This is a genomic window from Pseudomonas sp. TE3895, from assembly GCF_056278855.1.
The window spans coordinates 4323228-4340689 of record NZ_JBWBQE010000001.1; the positions used below are offsets into that span (position 1 = coordinate 4323228).

18 protein-coding genes are annotated in these 17462 nt (G+C 60.3%); 1 reads left to right on the forward strand and 17 read right to left on the reverse strand.

The genetic code is table 11. From position 1 onward, the window contains the following. The first annotated feature begins 3 nt into the window (after nucleotides 1-3). Nucleotides 4-723 carry an SOS response-associated peptidase family protein gene (locus tag ACZ889_RS19500; RefSeq protein ID WP_476258027.1) on the forward strand — a complete coding sequence of 240 codons (720 nt, stop codon included), beginning with the start codon at nucleotides 4-6 and terminating at the stop codon, nucleotides 721-723. Here the strand turns inward: ACZ889_RS19500 and ACZ889_RS19505 are convergent. From ACZ889_RS19505 to ACZ889_RS19585, 17 genes are all read right to left on the reverse strand, one after another. Then, nucleotides 686-892 carry a hypothetical protein gene (locus tag ACZ889_RS19505; protein WP_476257703.1) on the reverse strand — a complete coding sequence of 69 codons (207 nt, stop codon included), beginning with the start codon at nucleotides 890-892 and terminating at the stop codon, nucleotides 686-688. The genes ACZ889_RS19500 and ACZ889_RS19505 overlap by 38 nt on opposite strands. Nucleotides 893-920: 28 nt before the next feature. Next, nucleotides 921-1133 carry a hypothetical protein gene (locus ACZ889_RS19510; RefSeq protein WP_076402825.1) on the reverse strand — a complete coding sequence of 71 codons (213 nt, stop codon included), beginning with the start codon at nucleotides 1131-1133 and terminating at the stop codon, nucleotides 921-923. 79 nt (nucleotides 1134-1212) lie between these two features. Beyond that, complete coding sequence (locus ACZ889_RS19515) at nucleotides 1213-2007, reverse strand: DNA adenine methylase (RefSeq protein ID WP_476257704.1); 795 nt, start codon at nucleotides 2005-2007, stop codon at nucleotides 1213-1215. Between the two features lie 178 nt (nucleotides 2008-2185). Then, a complete protein-coding gene (locus ACZ889_RS19520) occupies nucleotides 2186-2692 on the reverse strand; it encodes a DUF2514 domain-containing protein (RefSeq protein ID WP_476257705.1) in 507 nt (168 codons plus the stop codon). Beyond that, nucleotides 2689-3138 (reverse strand): structural protein P5, encoded by a 450-nt coding sequence (locus ACZ889_RS19525; RefSeq protein ID WP_476257706.1) that lies wholly within the window; start codon nucleotides 3136-3138, stop codon nucleotides 2689-2691. Before ACZ889_RS19525 ends, ACZ889_RS19520 begins: the two co-directional genes overlap by 4 nt. A 96-nt stretch (nucleotides 3139-3234) precedes the next feature. After that, complete coding sequence (locus ACZ889_RS19530) at nucleotides 3235-4041, reverse strand: carbohydrate-binding protein (RefSeq protein WP_476257707.1); 807 nt, start codon at nucleotides 4039-4041, stop codon at nucleotides 3235-3237. A 24-nt stretch (nucleotides 4042-4065) separates the two neighbouring features. Beyond that, entirely contained in the window at nucleotides 4066-6003 is a 1938-nt protein-coding gene (locus ACZ889_RS19535) for a hypothetical protein (protein ID WP_476257708.1), read from the reverse strand. 54 nt (nucleotides 6004-6057) lie between these two features. Next, nucleotides 6058-9111 (reverse strand): host specificity factor TipJ family phage tail protein, encoded by a 3054-nt coding sequence (locus ACZ889_RS19540; protein WP_476257709.1) that lies wholly within the window; start codon nucleotides 9109-9111, stop codon nucleotides 6058-6060. Beyond that, entirely contained in the window at nucleotides 9080-9484 is a 405-nt protein-coding gene (locus tag ACZ889_RS19545; protein WP_476257710.1) for a hypothetical protein, read from the reverse strand. Before ACZ889_RS19545 ends, ACZ889_RS19540 begins: the two co-directional genes overlap by 32 nt. 2 nt (nucleotides 9485-9486) lie before the next feature. After that, a complete protein-coding gene (locus ACZ889_RS19550; protein WP_476257711.1) occupies nucleotides 9487-9966 on the reverse strand; it encodes a DUF1833 family protein in 480 nt (159 codons plus the stop codon). Next, entirely contained in the window at nucleotides 9963-10433 is a 471-nt protein-coding gene (locus tag ACZ889_RS19555) for a transposase (RefSeq protein ID WP_476257712.1), read from the reverse strand. The genes ACZ889_RS19550 and ACZ889_RS19555 overlap by 4 nt, the downstream gene beginning before the upstream one ends. A 25-nt stretch (nucleotides 10434-10458) precedes the next feature. Further along, nucleotides 10459-10605 carry a hypothetical protein gene (locus ACZ889_RS19560; protein ID WP_476257713.1) on the reverse strand — a complete coding sequence of 49 codons (147 nt, stop codon included), beginning with the start codon at nucleotides 10603-10605 and terminating at the stop codon, nucleotides 10459-10461. Nucleotides 10606-10614: 9 nt separating this feature from the next. Beyond that, nucleotides 10615-14589, reverse strand: a complete 3975-nt coding sequence (locus tag ACZ889_RS19565) for a tape measure protein (RefSeq protein WP_476257714.1) — start codon at nucleotides 14587-14589, stop codon at nucleotides 10615-10617. A gap of 47 nt (nucleotides 14590-14636) precedes the next feature. Next, on the reverse strand, nucleotides 14637-15032 hold the full coding sequence (locus ACZ889_RS19570; protein ID WP_476257715.1) for a hypothetical protein: 396 nt from the start codon (nucleotides 15030-15032) through the stop codon (nucleotides 14637-14639). A 17-nt stretch (nucleotides 15033-15049) separates the two neighbouring features. Next, a complete protein-coding gene (locus ACZ889_RS19575) occupies nucleotides 15050-15334 on the reverse strand; it encodes a hypothetical protein (protein ID WP_476257716.1) in 285 nt (94 codons plus the stop codon). A 423-nt stretch (nucleotides 15335-15757) separates the two neighbouring features. Next, a complete protein-coding gene (locus ACZ889_RS19580) occupies nucleotides 15758-16201 on the reverse strand; it encodes a hypothetical protein (protein WP_476257717.1) in 444 nt (147 codons plus the stop codon). 57 nt (nucleotides 16202-16258) lie between these two features. Further along, nucleotides 16259-17428, reverse strand: coding sequence for a phage tail tube protein (locus ACZ889_RS19585; RefSeq protein ID WP_476257718.1), 1170 nt, complete (start codon nucleotides 17426-17428; stop codon nucleotides 16259-16261). Nucleotides 17429-17462: the final 34 nt, after the last annotated feature.

Here is a 17462-nt window from a genome sequence, read left to right on the forward strand (position 1 = left end):
GATATGTGCGGACGGTACTCGATCTACGAGTCGATGGATCACTACCTGCGCCAGCTATCGTTGGACCTCGTGGTGATTAACGGCTACGACATTGAGCCGATCAACCGGTACAACGTAGCGCCGTCCACTCGCGTAGAAATCGTCCGCCAGGTAGGGGATGGATTGAGCGTGGATCGCGTTAAGTGGGGATGGTCGCCTTTTGGGGCGAAGGGGAAGCGCCCGGATCCGATCAATGCTCGGGCCGAGACGGTGGTGAGGGGAAAGTTCTTTAAGGGGCTGTGGCCAGGTGGCAGGGCTTTAGCTCCTGCTAACGGGTGGTTCGAATGGATACCCGACCCAGCAGACCCGAAACGGAAACAGCCGTACTACATAACAAGCGCCGATGGAGGGCCGCTCTACTTCGCTGTGCTTGCTGAGGTGCACCATAACGTCGAGCCGGATGAGCGCGATGGATTCGTGATTATCACGGCAGCTGCGGACCAAGGGCTTATCGACATCCACGATCGAAAACCTTTGGTACTGACCCCCGAACTCGCAAGGGAATGGCTGGCCCCCGCCACCTCACCCGAACGAGCAGCGGCGATCGTCAAAGATGGATGCCGCCCTTCTCAGGATTTCCGATGGTTCCCGATAAGTAAGGCAGTGGGCAATGTCCGCAACCAGGGACCAGCGCTCATAGAACCTCTCAGTGAGGGGAGTCGCCAGGGCGACCTAGGACTTTAAGCTGGTAATCGGTAACCGCTTGGAATTGGGCTTCTGCGATCAGTCGTAGTCGCTCAATTTCAAGGGGTGACGTGCCATCGGCTTGGGCTTGGTGATAACGCTTCATAGCTTCGGCTGCATCGGTGTACATCGGATGATCTGGGAACAGTAACAAAGGAGCTTTTGACATTACGGAGCCCTCATTCAGCAGTCGCTTTTCAATGAATAGTATCGGGCGGCTGTTTGGCTTCGATCAGCTGAAAATCGATGACTGCATGATAGAGGGAGTCCGCGAGAACGCGTAGCCGCTCCACTTCTTCAGCAGGCGCGTTGGCGGCCTCAGCTGCCCGGAACTCCCTCATGGCGTCGATCGCCTGCTGAATCAGAGCCTCGCCGGCCTCAACAATCCCTATGAAAGAACGCTTGACCACAAGTCACTCCTAGCGGCTGATGGAGAAAGCATAGGGTAAAACGAACCAAGCAGCTGCAGAGGACAAAGATCTCGGTGTTTCAGAACAGTTGCCCCAACTCCGCAGGCGTCCAGTTCATGATAATCAACTCACCGGTCATCTCTGCTTTGCCCTGACGCTGGTTGGTCGTCGTGTAGCGAATATCAACGCTCTCAAAGTGGAAGCCATCGAAAGCACGGCGAATATCTGGGTGATCGTTGATGCTCACCATCACCTTACCTTTGCAAGTGCGCATGAATTCCGCCATGCGCTCATATTGGTGGAACGGAAAGTCGACTCCGTAGCCAGCGGTTTGCCAGTAAGGCGGATCCATGTAGAAAAAAGTGTGATCTCGATCGTAACGCTGGGCGCAATCGAGCCACGACAGGTTCTCGACGTACGTACCGGCCAACCGTTGCCAGGCTGAGGAAAGATTCTCCTCAATGCGCAGTAGGTTGATGGCAGGCCCGGTGGTGGCAGTTCCGAACGTTTGCCCCGTAACCTTCCCCCCAAAAGCGTGCTGCTGCAAGTAAAAGAATCGGGCCGCTCGCTGGATATCGGTCAACGTCTCCGGTCTCGCCATTTTCTGCCACTCGAAAATCTGCCGGGATGAAAGCGCCCATTTGAACTGCCGGACAAACTCCTCCAGGTGGTTCTGCACCACCCGGTACAGGTTGACCAAATCGCCGTTGAGATCATTCAAGACCTCAACCTGGGCGGGTTGAGGCCGCATGAAGTAGAGAGCAGCGCCACCGGCGAAGACCTCAACATAGCATTCATGAGCGGGGAAAAGCGGGATCAAGCGGTCGGCCAGGCGGCGCTTGCCGCCCATCCATGGAATGATTGGGGTAGTCACTTTGCAAACCTTTACTGTATGGATGAACAGGTGCTAGGCTCGCCGTGCTTTGTGCACAGAGCGGGAGCCTTGGCTGGGCTTGCAGGTATGGTCTGCGGGTTCGGTGGTCAGCAGGGATGTTGACGCATCCCCGGTGGCCGCTCTCTTTGCATGAGGCCTTTAAATTACTAGCGAGCGCTTACTGACGCTCGCTTGCCACTAGTGCGTCATGCTCGCGGGCGCATTGTTTACCGGCGATCCTGGCTCGGTCATAAGCCTGCGCCAGCTCTCGATTCGTTTCGACAGACCGACTGAGCAGGTCGGAGAGCACCATGGCGGCGCGGGTGGCTGCCTCGCCTCTGGCGACAGCGGCGGTATCCGTGCCGGGGCAACTGACGGCGGCAGCGAACTGGGTGGATTCACTGCGCAGCCGCTGGCCAGCAGCATCGGCGTCAGCAGCACCAGCATCAGCAATCGTTCTTTCTTCATGGGCTTTTACCCTTGCCTCTTGCTGCGCATCTGCGCGCCGATGTTCATCCTGACGCGCCGATCGCTCGCCAATCACTTCGGCGAGTCGGTCGCCGCTGTCCCGCTTCGCTGATTGCTGCCCGGCCTTGGCAAGTTCCACTGAACGGCCGTGCTCATAGGTCGCCCAGTGGGAAGCCAGCAGCACCAGCCCTACCCCAACGCCGGCCCACGGGCTCATGAAGCCAGGGCCCGCCGTACGCCCTCGTCGATCACCTCGGCCTTGTAGGAGTTGCCGCCGTTCTCGTGGACGATGATGCCCACCACAGCCTCACGCAGCACCTGCGGCTGGGAGATGTCGATCGAATCGCGAACGCCTACGCCGAGGCGCTTGGCGATGGTATGGGCATAGGCCAAGGTGTTGTTCTCACTGGCCGGCGCCCAGCGGCTGATGAACTCCAGCGGGGTATCGATACCAGGGCGGCCCACGCCGGGCATGCCGTCCTTGCCGCGGTAGTTGAGCAGTAGCTTGGCCAAGGCCCGGATGCCATTCTCGGCTTGATCAAAGCGGGCGAAGCGCGGGCTGGCCACCCCCACCTCCAAGCCAAGCTGGCCCTGCCACGCGTTACGGGGGTTGAAATCAATGTTGCCCGGGTTGTTATTGCGAACGCCGCGCGGTGTGGACATGGTTTCTCCAGAGGAAAGAAAGCCCGCACATGGCGGGCTGCATGAATTTCAGGCACAAAAAAACCGCTCAAGGCGGCTGTTTGGTGTCAGGCGGGATCAGGCAATGCTGTAGTAGGTCTTCAGCGCCGCCATCAGTTCAGCCAGCTGGGACTTGCCCAGGTCAGTCTTCAGCAGCGAATCACTGAAGGTGTACAGGTCGCCCAGCTTCGAGTTGCGGATGCTTGATGCGTCAATGTGATAACCGACCTCGATGTAGGAGCCGGACGCAGGCGCGTAACTGGCGGGCATGGTCGCTACGGTGAAGGTGGACGCCTGGTTCACGCTTACCGACATGGTGCGGGTTGCGTTGCTGTAGTCCACGACAACAATTGCCCAGCCGGCCGCTGGCGAGTTTGCGAACGACCACGTCCCAGTGGTTCCTGTGTTGCTTCCGATCTTGCTCGGGTAGACGGACGCGGCTGAGCCGTAGGCTCTCAGCAAGGCACTGATATAGGTATCCGACGGGTCGAACCCAGAGACGAAATTGATCGGATACGTTCCCGCTGCGTCAGTGGCATTGAGGTTGACCGCCGCCACCAGGGTGAACGAACTGCTGAGACTTCCAGCCGGAAGCGCGAGACCGGCAGAGCCTGATCCATTGATGCCGAGCCCCAGGCGCCCTGCAATTTCGCTTACTACCAAATTAACGGCCTGGCTACCCTTTGGGGTAAGTGCTGCGCCAGTCACACGGCAGCGCCCCACTACCCCGCCGCCAGCGCCAGCCGTGAGCGAACGGGCGGCAACAGAGTGCTTGAGCGTGGAGATCTTGGCCGCGATGGTATCTGGGGTGTTCATATTGACGCGAGGAGCGCCAGCGCCAGCCGCGGCTGTTACGCCTGGTAGAACGATCATTTGTCCAGCCATGTTCATTTCCTTTGTTGCTTGGAGTTATGCGGCCTCTACAGCGATGCGCTGGTGACAGGCCCAGTTGTAGACAGGCTGGCTGTAGCCATCGAGGTCAGTGCTGCTGTCGCGCAGGCATGCGCGCGGACCGGTAGCCGGACCACCTGCTGCGCCCACGGTGCCGATATCGGCAATGCCAACGTATGGGCTTGCCCCTATGGGGACTGCACTCAGCGTGACTTCGAGGGTGTTATCGCCAAGCAGCTTCACGCTCTGGATAGTGGCCACGCCGGAGTCATCAACGTAACGGATACCCAGATTGCCCGGGTCGGTGACGTTTACGGTGTCGATTACCAGCGGGCCGGATGGGGTATGGAAGCGCAGCGTCACCACGGCGCCAACCCTGATGGCCGACACCGCATGGGTTGGCTTCCAAGAGTGGCCGTCGATGATCGCCTGAGCAGCACGCTCATGCATGACGCCAAGGCGCATCGAGTTCTCTGCTGCCAGGTGAATCCCGTCGGTATTGGTCTGCAGCCAGTACTTGGGCCCGGCGCAATAGAAGCGCGTCGGGTAGGTCAGCGCCGCCTGCAGCTGCTCCAAGGGGACGAAGCTGGTGGCCGTGCTGTACATCGTCCAGTTGCTGATCTGGTCGAGCAGCAATGGCACCGTCTGCGGCTGGGCGCTGATTGCACGAATGTCGGTGTCATAGTCGGTCTGCAGCTGTAACAGAGCCGCCAGGTAAACCCCCTGGGCCCGGTTGGCGTCGTTCTCACCCTGAATCCAGTCAACGAACGGCACCCGGTAACCCAACCCCAAACGAACGGCCTCAGCCTTGGCGTTGGTCACAGCGGTGATCGAGTTGGTATACGGCAACGTGCCCTTGCTCAAGGCAGCGATCGCGTAGCCGCCTCGGCCGTGACAGCTGACCAACAAACCGGCATTACTCGGGATACCGCGGGTCCGGTTGAGCTGCGCGGCCAGCTGAACGGCCGGCACTTCGTTGGTCTTGGCTACTAGCGGCTTGAAGGGCGCCACCATGGCTGCCGTGAGGGTATCGTCCTGGTTGGTCAGCCGCACCCCGTCCTGCAGAGTCAGAAGGCGGTTCGCAGTCGGCGGCTGCAAGGTGGTTGGCGCGGCAGTCGCGCCCATCGAAAGTGACTGGCCGGAGCTGACGATGTGCAGCAAGGTGGTGACGAAAGGGGCTACCGAGCCGGGCAGCGGTACATCGACTGTCACCGAGGAGACTGACCCGCTGCGGCGGATATAGCTGAGCCGGCCGCTGGACACCTGCGGCGAGAAGTTATCGCCGCTCGACGTGACCTGGTACGGCACGCCGTCGACAAGCACCCAGATATCCTGGCCGCCAATCGGGCCATCAGCAAATGCACTCACGGCGCCGGTGCTCAGGCCATAAACCACGACCTCGCCAGACCACTTGATGCCCAGCAGCACCACGCCATTGGTATCGGTGATGGCCCATGCATACTCGCCAAGAAGGTCAAGGCCTGGCAGCTTGTCCAGAACCGCATGCACAGCACCATTCTTCTTGATGGCGAGGATTGCTCGGAAGTACTGATCGAGAATCGCCCAGGGAAACTCCTCATCAAGAGACTGAGGGTAGGACAGGCCATACGCCGTTTCGGCTAGCCCACTGGCCATCTGCGTTGCTTTTGCATTTGGGTAGCTGTCGACGAACATCGCCGCGCCCCTCTCGTTCCTGTAGACATTGACGTACTCGTCCTGGGCGCTGGAGAGCACGCTGAAGTTGGTGCCGTCTGCAGTCCCAGCTAGGCCAAGGGCGACAGAGGCATAGGGCATGGCCCCGCCCAGGAGGGTGGCTAGGTTGGTCATCACCATGGCATTGGTCGGGCGCATCACGCCTCCACCAACGTCCATCATCTTCACTTCGGGCGACAGCAGTAGCTCGTTCGTCGTCCCGACAATCCGGTCCAGCTCCTGAATGGTCTGTTGGCCGCTCATCAAATCTTCCTCAATAAAAAGCCCGCACGGGCGGGCTTGGTAACTGCTGCGGCGTCATGCCGGCGGGAACTGGTCGTCGTAGGTGTAAACCCGGGCGTCGTAGGGCATGCCCTTCATCGCCGTGTTGCCGTTGGCTGGGGCAGAACTGGTTACCAGCACCGGATAGGCCCAGCGCGAGGCGGGACCGAACAGGATGTGAGGTGGCTCAAGCGGGCCATCAACCTCCGGCGTGAAGTCGAGCGCGTCGACTCGCACCGTGTACTGGTCCACCTGCGTAGCAGTCCAAGGCCCGGATAGCGTGCCGTCCAGCTTGCGCACACCGATCCGGTGCTCGCCGCCGGCGCTGAAGTCCAGTGGCTCCGACGAAGTCAGCAGCGTTCCCGATCCCGTCACTTCGAAGGCCAGAAGAATCGCGCTCTGGCACCGCTTTGGCGCGTCATCAGCAACGGCCGCAAAGCTCAGGTATCCGCTGTTGCTGCCGTCCATCTCGGTTTCCCAGGTGTAGATGTCGGTCCGGAACTTCTGATGGCCACGCCGGCGCATACCAATCCGCCAGGCCCTGGTCCTGTCGCTGATGCCGGGCATCTTGATCTTCTCGACCTTGGCGCCCAGGTCTCCAGGCCACCGGCACTCGACCGTCTCCCACGCCCAGGTGGTGCGCGAGAAGAACTCCACATCCACGCCGTCGAAGTCGTTGATCGACGGCATGGCGCCGCTGATCTTGAGCATCTTGGTCATGTTCTGTGGCGAGTAGGTCTGCGTTTTCGGGCCGTAGGTCACGTCGAATGCGGCCCGGGCACTGTCTCGAACCGGGCGTAACAGGCCCCGGAAGGTCACCAGCTCCCCGAAACCGCACGCCAGCGCGTTGTTGATCATGTCCTTGACGGTGATCGTCGAATCCAGCGTCTCGTCGTAGGTGTCGCCGCGGGCCACGCAGGTGTTGTGGAAGGCCTGCCATTCCGGCAGATCCAGATCGTCGTCCGTGTACCCGCGCTGCTTCAGCTGGTAAATGCACCAGGGCACGATGTCGCGGCTTGGCCCGGTACCGCCCTCCATCAGCGGCAGAATGCGGGTTGCCTCGGCGCTGACCTGGCTCTCGGACTGCGCAGAAAGCCGGTCACCGCCACGGATGTTGCAGGTCATCACCGTCAGGCCGGGGTAGCTGGTGGGTGAGTTCTGCATCCGCCCGCGCAGGTCCGTCCAGGTGGCGTCATCCCGCGCTTCATCGTTGATCCGGCCGGGCCGGTCAACATATTGCTTGCGGACACGGGCCTCGGCTCGCATTGCGTATGGCAGCGTGATTCGTTCGGTGAAGCCTTGGGCATCAAGTGAGCCGCCCACGTTCATGTACTGGAGCTGCGTCCAGGCACCGGCCACGTCCATGTCGCGGTACTCGAACACGTAGTAGGTCGGGATCTCGTAAATCTGCCCTTCCCGGCCGATGCCAGCCAGGCCGTTGGCGTAGGTGACGGTCCACTCCAGCTGGGTGACCTTCTCGTTTTCCGGGCAGCAGGCGAATGGCCCACGGTAGCCGCCCTGCAGGTTCGAAGCGTCCAGCGTGATGAGGCCGTTCACGGTCTGCATGGCGTTGAAGCCGGGCCAGCCGGCGTCGGTCGATCCGGACGAGGTCAGGCGCTCCACCTCTAGCAGGTTCGTGCTGTAGGCAGTGATCCGGTAACGCAGGCCGCGCGGCCCTATGGTGGCCAGGCCCTGCCCGAGCGCCAGGCCTACCACCGGAGATCCTCCGTCGTAGTCCAGCGTCATTTCCGCTGGCTGCTCGGGAATGGCGCTGGTCGTTGCCATGCCGGTTGACCCTACGGGCGAAGAGCCAAGGATGGTCGATGCGCCGGTGGCCGTGATGGCCTGGCCGGCGAACGGCGTTAGCTCAACGAACCGCACCATACCGCTGCTCTGTTGCGCCTGGAATGGAGTTCCGCTGAGCTGAGTATTCAGTGCAGATACCAGGCCCGCGAGATCGGTTGTGGCGGTGTTCAGCGTCACCGGGTAGGTGGACGCGCCCCGTACCAGGCTAAAGCTCAGTGGCGTGACGTCGAAGTCATACCGGCTCGGTGCTGCTGAGCCAGTGAGCGTAGAAGCGGTTCCCGGGTTGGCCGGCACTGCTGGGCTGTATGGTGTGTAGCTGTGCACGACATACAAGCCAGCATTCGCCCCGGCCACCTCGATGAGCATCCCAGCCGTGGGGTTCAGCATTTCCAGCGGGCCACGAATGATGTCGCGGCCTGCGCCACCGTCGATCACCGTGTAGGTGTAAGGCGCAAGCACACGGACGATGATGCCATTCGACCAGTCGGCCGGGAACTGGCCCGAGCCGGCCGGCACACTGATCGTATCGCCCACGAACTGGTACGCCGAAGCCGTGGCCGACCTGGTGAGGTCGGTGGCCATGGTCAGTTCCAGGCCGGCCGAGCCGCTGGAGCTTGCCCCTACCTCAGGAACGTTGAACCAGTTGATGTGGGCCGGGTCGCCCGACAGATCAGCGCCTGGCGGGTAAATCGTGAACGTTGCATCGGATCCGAGGGAGATCAGCGGGGTTTCGCCAACCTTGACCTTGGCCAGCGGTACGTCGTACTCGCCTTCGCCGATGTACAGCAGCATTTCCACGCGCTGGTCACGCGGGGCAACGTGTGCCCTGCGTGGCTGGGTCAGGTACGACGGATAGACCCGCTGGTGCCCGGCGATCTGGCGCACCGGGTCACCCAACTTGACCTTGTTGCCCTTGGCGCTGGCCTCGGTCAGGGGATCGCCCTGCTGGGTGCCAGCGCTGGATGGCATGCCGGGCATCTTAGGCATGATCGACTTCAGCACCGCCTTGGCGCCTTTGAAAAGCGCGAAGGTGATGGAAAATGGGTCGGTACCCTTCGGCTCGCGGTAGATCTGCAGCAGGTCAGCCGGCTTGAACTTCACCTTGTGCCACAGGTGCTGCTCGATCACCTCATCATTGAGCACAATGCTGATCGGCGGGCTTTCCCGGCGCTCGTAGGACGGAGCCAGGGACTTCAACCACTCCTCGATCGACATGCGGCGGTCGGTCTTCCAGGTGCCGAGCGGCGCCGTGTCACTCAGCTTGTTCGGATAGAACTCGATCACGGTAATAGACCACCTTGGGGTGAGCGGCTTCAAACTCGCCAGTTGTCCGGAGGCAGGCACCGCCGGGGTTTGTGTCCAGCACCTTCAGCCGGCCTTCGCTTTCCACGACCACGCCGACGTGCAGGCACAGCGCTCCGCGAAACACGGCAGCAATGGCGCCAGGCTCCGGGGTGCACACCTCCATACCCTGACGCAGATCGTGATAGGCCTCGGTGTTGGCCCTGAGATTGTTCTTGCCCACGGCGCCGAGGCTGGGCAGCAGCGGCAGGCCGAACACCTCATGGCGCACCGCGATGCACAGCCCCCAGCAATCGAAGGCAATAGGCCCCCGTGCACCCTCGCGATACGGGGCGCGCATGAATTTCTCGATCATGGTTAGAGGTACTTCAGGCCAGGGGCTTTTGTCGCGGTGAGGAACTCACGCATGCCGTTGGTATTGAGTAGATCCATAAATCCGCAAGTCAGCTTGGCGATGCCGTCTTCATACTCCCGGCTGAGCAGGGTCATCCGATATCGCTCTTGCGGGAACGAAAGATCTTCGGCGAGATAGCGCCGGATGGTGATGACGAAGCGCTCGTCGTCGTCCTTTGCCTCCTCAACTACTTCCTGCACCTCTCCAGTGACGTTATCCATCCCGAGCACAATGTTCTGGAACGCACTGTTGTCGCTCTTCGGTAGGCCTAGGTCCATCGCCATAGCGATGAAGGTCAACGTGCGACCGTCCTCAGTGGTGCATACTCGATCTTCCCAGCCAGCGCAGTAGCAGTGCGAGACCGTACCGCCCTCCTTCCGCGCCTCGATCGTATCCACCAGCTCCCCGCGCCCCGAGGCGTAGCACTCTTCTATCAGGCTCATCCGAAGTAATCCGTATGCCATTTCTCAAGGATGGATTGCAGGCCGGCGTTGAACTGGTCGAGCGGCATGCCAAGGTAGGCGCCGAGGTACTGGTCCTCGGTGTAGACCGGCCGTTTCTTGAACTCCAAGCGGGCAGAGAACCGCCAGCGCTTGATCTGAGCCAGTTCCCCGCCGGAGGGGATGCCCTTGAAATGGACCAAGTGCACCTGCATGCCCAGCGGGGTCTGAAGCGGCATCTCGAACCACTCGACGCCAAGGTTCAGAGCCCACGTATACCAACCCTCGAACAGCGCAGCCTCTTCCTGGCTGAAGTTGAATGTGAACTGAGCAGAGGTCGGAGGATTGCTGGTTACCCGTCGATACCGCGAACGCCCGGTGACCATCGGCGTAGCCCGCATCGGGTCGACCGTGCTCAGGCCATACCCCTCCTGCAGAGGAAGTGGCAATTCTGCCGGGTATTGAATCATTGCCATTCCTCAGCTGAGGTTCGTTTTAGGTGAGAGGGCTGAGGCCCAGCGCTTCCTCGATGCGGGCAAGTCGCCGTTGCAGCAGAAGCTCTTTCTCGTCGGGCTGAGCGGGCTCTGGACCGGGCGCAGTCGCTCCCGGCCCGGTCTCGGCCTCGTCAGTTTCGGTGGTCATGGGATTTCCTTACGTTGGGTTACGCGACAGGCCGTAGGCCGCTTCGATAGCCTGAGCCCGCTCACCGCCGCCCCAGATGTCAGCCACGAAGGCGTCTATCTGCAGCTGGCCGTCGTCTCCGGTGCGCTGATCAACGGTGCCGGCGCGGGACCGGTCTTCGATCAGGTTTACTGTGACGTTAGGCTGGGGCGCGGCAGCAGCTACGGCCGGGTTACTGCTTGGCGACGTCGAGACGGCCCGGGTCGACCCACCAGCCACCGATACCCGCTCATTCGAGTTGATCGCCTCCAGTAGCGCCCGGTTGCGCTTGGTCGCCGCGGCATTCACCACGAACTCGCCGTCGCTGAGCCTGGCCATGATGCTGTCGGAGGTGCCGGTGCCGGCGCCGGAGACGTAACCGCCAGTGGCGAAGCCCGGGAGGCTAACAGAGCGAATCGATGCAACCTGGGCCATCTGCGCAGTGAGGGCAGCGCCTGCGGCCGCAATGCCGAGCGCAGGTCCGACAATTGGGATGCCAGCCATTGCTGAGTAGGCATCACTCGCTGTTTTCGGGGCATTGATCAAGGCCTGAGCGATTGCCACGGCCTTCGAGACAGCAAACATCGCCTTGTAGGCTGAAGACTGCTCGCCAGCAAACGTCCCAACAACACTGGTCAGGTCGCTGAACATGTCCTGAGCGATGGCGATTCTAGCCATGCTCATTGCCTGCTCGTTCCTCATGGTGTCGGCGGCACGCTGTTGCTCGAGCTGACGAATTGTCTCGTCATATTGAGCAGCATTCTCCACCTCAAGTTCGCGGTACTGCTGGTACATCGCTATCCGCTGGTCGTACCACGCCTGAAGCTGAGCATTCTCCTCAGTCATGCGTGTCAGTTCTGAGCTAGGCCCGCCGACCTCTGCCGAAATCACAGAGGTATTCGGCTTTCCGCTAAAGATCTGACCCTTGATCGATGAGTCAATGCCTGCCCTGGCAATGTTACCAGCCGGCCCCTGGATTCCAGTTGCTGCCGCTTTCTGAGCGTAGAGCTCTGCTAGGCTTTGACCCTTCACATACTGGTCGTTGATCTGCTTTAGTCGGGCAAGGTGCTCATCCTGACCCTGTACAACCTCGGCATACATCGACGAAGACTTAGCCAGCGCCTCGTTGTACTGCTGCTGGGTGATCTTCCCTTTCGACAGCAGAAGCTCCAGCTGGGATTGGCGCTCGACGTACTCTTGCAGGGCGAACTTGGCCGGCTGGGCCGCCTCGTACAGGTTGTCGAAAGCGGTCTGAGCTTCGTTCAGCTTGCTCGAAAGACCCTTCTGTCCTTGCGGCGACCCTGCATTTCCGGACTTCGTCGTGGTATTGCCGTCAATCTGATCCAGTACATCCTGAACCATCTCGGCAACCGTCTTGGTTTTCGGCAGCGACTTCGGCTGCGCGGCAGGCTGGGACTGGCCGAAGGTCAGCAGGCTTGCCCCTTGCAGATTCTGCTTGCGCTCGTATTTCTCTACCAGCGAAAGACCCTTCGCATACCGAACCGTCTGGTCGATAACGGTTTGAATCGCATCAACTTGGCGTTTGGCGCTCGACTCGGCGTTCTCGGCCATGGTCTTCATGGAGCGTTCCTGGCTCTCCATTTGAGTCTTGATGGCTTCGGACGCGGTGATTGATGCCGTCAGCTGAACGCGCAGCCGTTCCTGGTCTTGCTTCTTGCCATCCTTGACGGCCTCCTCGTACTTCTTGAGGAGATCTGTCTGTTCGCCGATCAGGCGAGCATATTCGACCTGCTGGCTGTTGAAGCCGGCCTTCGCAGCCGTATATGCCGCCTCTTGGGCGGTGTTTGCGCCAATCAGGTCGCGGGTCTGCGTAAGCTGGGAAATGTACTTATCCCACGCCTGCTCACCACCACCGACTGCCGCAGCCGAGGCCTGCTGCGCGCTCGCCAGGGACTTTGCAGAGCTGGCAGCGCCATCAGTTGCGGTCTTGCTGCGGTCAAGCAGGCGAGCGTAGTCGTCAGCCTTCTGGCTGCTGGCCGAGTACTCGGCGCCGATCTTGACCAGTTCGTCACGGTACACGCTGGAAATCCGGGTGTTACTGGTGAGCCATCCTGTCAGTGAGTCAAGTGAGCGCTGTCCGTTCCTGACCTCTTCAAACATCCGCTTGAAGGTGTCCGCCGACTCCACTCCGCTGGCACCCAGAGAGTTCAGGCCGTCGAACGCCCTGGTGAAATACTCGTTGAGAGCACTGCTGGCGTCCCTGGTAGCATCCCTTTGAGCCTCCATCCATTTGGCAGATTGGAAGCGCTGCTGCTCAGCGCTGAGCTGCTTGAACTTGGAGATCGAATCGTCAAGCGTCAGGTTCTGGTCGATCAGAGACTGAGTTGCACTGTCTGTGCTCGACGCGAAGTAAATTGCGGCCCCGGCGGCCAGTGTAAGCGCGGTAGTTACCAACCCAATAGGACCGCCAGCAAGAGCCATCAAGCCAGCTGAAGCACGAGCGCCAAGAGACTGCGAGGTGTTCAGGCTAACTTGAGCCGCGTTTTGAGCCGTTACTGCGACTGCATCAGCCTCCCGAAGAGTGGTAAGCCTGGCGTGGCTAGCTGCGAGCTGACCTTGGATGATCACCTCTTGGCCGGCAGCCTGGCTGAGCGCTCGCTCTGCCGCTGCCTGCTGCAGAGTGATGGCCGCCTCTGACCTGCGTATTTCTGCAAGACGGCCTAGCGACTGCTGGCGCCCAACATCGTTGATCTGGGCCTGCAGTCGCTGTGTTTCAAGCGCACGATCGGCCGCAAGCTGCTGCTGGACGGCTTGAAGTTGGGCAATGGTGTTGGCCTGAGCCGCGCGAGCCGCTGCCGTTTCGGCAAGAGATCGCTGAGTAGCAGCAACCGCAGCAGCCTCGTCAGCCACTGCCTTCCGGGTAGCCTGGGCAGTTGCAGCGGTCGAAGCCACTTCGGCCTGTTTATCGGCAACTACTTGTTGCTGAGTGGCCGCAAGGTCTGCGTACCTTGCTTTGGTTGCCGCAGCGAGCGACGCAACGAGGCCAACGCCAACCTTGGCAGCATAAGCGCCGGTGATTGCCATCAGCACGTCAGTGTTTTCTGCAACGGTCTTCAGCCCATCACCGCCGACAGCAACAAGGCTGCCGAGCGCATTCGCGATGCTCTGAATGCCCATAACCACTTCTGGCTTTGCGAGGGAGCTGGCAAGGGCGTCTACCGAGCTAACAACCGGATCTACGTTGATCTGTCCAATAGCGGCCAGGAAGTTGTTTTTCAGCGCGACAGACGCCTGCTCGAAGCGGCGCGGCATCTTGTCGAGCTCGCTGTTCAGCGAAGAAAGCGATTGCAGTAGGGCATTGGTGACCACATCGGATGTGATCTTGCCTTCTGCTGCCATCTGCCGGATCTGGCCGTTGGTGACGCCCAGGTACTCCGCTAAGGCCCTGGTAATGCGCGGGCCCTGCTCCATCACAGAGTTCAGCTCTTCGCCGCGCAGAGTGCCAGATGCCAGCCCCTGAGACAGCTGAATAGCAGCGTTCGAAGCCTCTTGCATCGTCGCGCCAGAGATCACGAACGCCTTGTTGAGCGCGTCCGTGACGTTTAGCAGCTGCTCCTGGGTGAATCCTGCGCCGCGCGTGGCGTTAGCCAGTCTGGTGTACAGCGACACCGTCGACTCCAGCGAGCTGCCGGTGTTGTTGGCCATCGCCAGCAGCTTTTGGAAAGACTCATTGGCGTTCGTCGTCGAGGTGCTGACCAAGGCCAGCGAGCCCTGCATGGACTTGAACGAGTCAGTTAGGCGAAGAACCTCCCTGGTTACCGCGCCCACTCCGAGAGCAGCTAACGCACTGCCAACTGCTCGCGCGGCATCACCTACCCCTTTTGTGCTTTCTGCTGCATCGTCACCAGCCCCTTGAAGACGACCCAGGCCAGTCCTGAGCTGATCGACCTGCTGCTTTGCGTTCCGCGAGTCGATGACTATCGCGAGGCGGGACTCCTGGACCATGCCTTTCTCCAGACGTAAAAAAACCCGCTAATGGCGGGTTTTGTAGGTTAACTTTTGATCCTTGGGTCCTTTCCACACTTAGGGCAGTAGATACTGTACCTCTCGATACCTTCTCCACACGCACCGCAAGCCGTTAGACGGCGAGCAACCTTGGATGGGTTTGAATTTCCCTCAAAGGGATTGCTCTGACCATTACCAGTAAGGCAGGAAGTGGATTCAACGAATGATTCTTTCTTATCAGCTCGCGACTGCTCAACCGCAGCGGACTGGATGTCAGCAGCAATACTCCAATAGCGCCTAATCGCATGACGCAACGCCAAAAATGCTCCGTAGGCCAGGATGGAGCAAGCCAGCACAACCCAATAGCTTACCCATGCACCGGCCACAATGGCCAGAAGAAAGGGGAAAAGCAAAACGAGGATTACACCAATCAAAATGTGCATTCTTTCTCCTCGTTAGATCAGCGCCCTTCGGATGACTTGGTTATAACCATCTTGTTATCAGGCGCACTACACGTAATCAGGACGCTGCCATCGTCAACATAGATCCTCGTCATGGTCATTGAACTGGTGTTGACTATCTGAACAATGTCGCCTGACGGAACATTAAGTTGCGCAATGGTGTTGGCCTGGGTAGCTTGGCACTTCTCAAAGCTCATAGGCATAGAGCTGGATTCAGCAGTAGCGCTGGCGATGGAGGGAGTAGCCAGAATGACGAGTGCAGCGAAGATACTTCCCTTATTCATGAGCTTGCTCCTTGGGTGATGGCAGCAATTTACCACTGTGTCTGGATGCTACAAAGCCCTCAAACCGCTATCGCTTCTTCGGATGCGTATTGCTCCTTGCCTTCTCCTGCTGCTCGTCCCAATGCCGCCTGAACTCGTCGTCTAGCGCGAATATCGAGGCGTCAAACTCATCCCGGCAAATTGCCGAAGGGTACCGCTCCAAATACTGACCGATGATTGCAGGCGAGATCGGTGCGGGCGCCCCAACCATCCCGACGTACTGCCGCGACCTCCCAATGTGGCCGTAGGCCTCAAGTATCTCAGCGGTAATCGGGTCTATATCTGGAGCCGGTGGAGCAGGCTCTACGCCTTTGAGGCGTTCTCGCTTCCAGCGCTCCTTCTCACTGCCTGGCCCAGCCCAATCACGCCCCCAGCAATAGGCCTCTACGGCTTTTTTGCCGTTTCCTTGGCCCGCTCCTCGGCCCGAGTGGCGATATCAGTTGCTACCTGCAGGGCGGTGAAGTAGACGTCAGGGCGCAGGCCTATAAGCAGCTTCCCACGCTCTTGGGTGTATGGGGCGTCAACGCCTGGCTGGTCGGCTTCTTGCACCCCTTCCCAGTCGAGAATGATGTGCTTGCACACCAGGTCGACCAGCATGTCATCCATGCTTTCGATATCGGGGATCTCAGCGTTGACCGGATCGAACCCTTCGGTGCCCACGCCATAGCGCGAGTCGACGATGGATTGATGCCGCTGAATCATGGCGTGATGCGACTTGAATTTAGGGTTGGCAGCCGAGCCGACCTTGATTTTCACGCCTGTGGCGATATCCACCCAACGCGTGCCTTCAATGTCCAACTTCGGAGCCTGGGAAATGACGAGAGCCATGGTATTCCTCTGCGGTAAAAGGCCCGACGCACACCGCAGGGCGCGCCGGGCAAAGGGTTAAGCGGTGACGGTGACAGCGCAGGTGTCGGTCTTGGTGCCGTCTGCGACGCTGGTGGCCATGATAGTGGCGGCGCCGACTGCCAGAGCGGTGACCAGGCCGGTCTCGCTCACGCTGGCGATGGTCGGGGCGGAACTGGTCCAAGTGACCTGCTGGCTGGCACCGGCCGGGGTGACCACGACTTCGAGGTCGCCGGTATCACCTACTTCCAGGCTCAGAGTGGCCGGGGTGACGTCCACTGCAGCCACAACGATCGGCGCCGGCAGGCGGGTGATGGTCGGAGCAACACGGCGGGCGGTGTAGTTCAGTTCTACCTGGATGATGTCGGTCGAGCCGCCATCAGGCCAGTCTGCGGTGACTTCCATCTCAGGGATCAGGAACCTGTAGCCACCGTCAGCGTTGCCGATGGTGAATTCCAAGCTGATCGCGTCGTTGCCCTTCTGGGCCTTCCACAGCTCGTAGGCCATCTTCGACCAGCTGATGGTGATCGCGCCGGACGGGGTGAAGGTGGTGGCAATGATGTTGCCCGGGTACGGGTTGCCGTTGCCGATGCAACGCTGGGTCTGCACGTTGTTGTCGAACTGCAGGTTGAAGCTGTCGACGCAGGCGTTGTCCTCGCCAACCTGTACGCCGTTGATACGCAGGCCGCTGATGTCTTTGAAGCTGAACCGCCGCTGGCTGGCCTCTGGCTGGGCGTTGACGATGAACGACGTGTTGTCGCCCTTGTCATCCCAGGAGCGCGCTGCCATGGTCATGGTGACCGTGACCTCGTTGTCGCCCGGGAAATCGAAGTTCATGTTGGCGACTTGCACGCCGCGGGCAATGGCAGAGACGCCGATATCGGTCGCGTAGGATGCGATCGAGAAGGTGATGCGGTCGTCACCCATGGTCAGGACGTTGCCGGTCCAGTCCTTGCCGAAGCAGGAGGCCATGAAATCGTCCAGTGCGCCAAAGCGCCACTTGGTTTCGATATCGCCGCCCACGTCCACGGTGGTTTGGGCAGTACCCTGAGACATGCGGGTGAAGCCGATTTCGTTGTTCTCTTCCGAGTTGAAGGTCGGCATCAGGCCATTGCTGATGCGGGTCAGCACCTTCCAGTCACCGGCCGGTGTCACGCCTGGCGTCACCTCTCTGATGGAGGCGAGTTGTACTTTTGCACCGCTCGACATGGGGTGTTTCTCCTATAAGTAGGCGTAAAAAAAC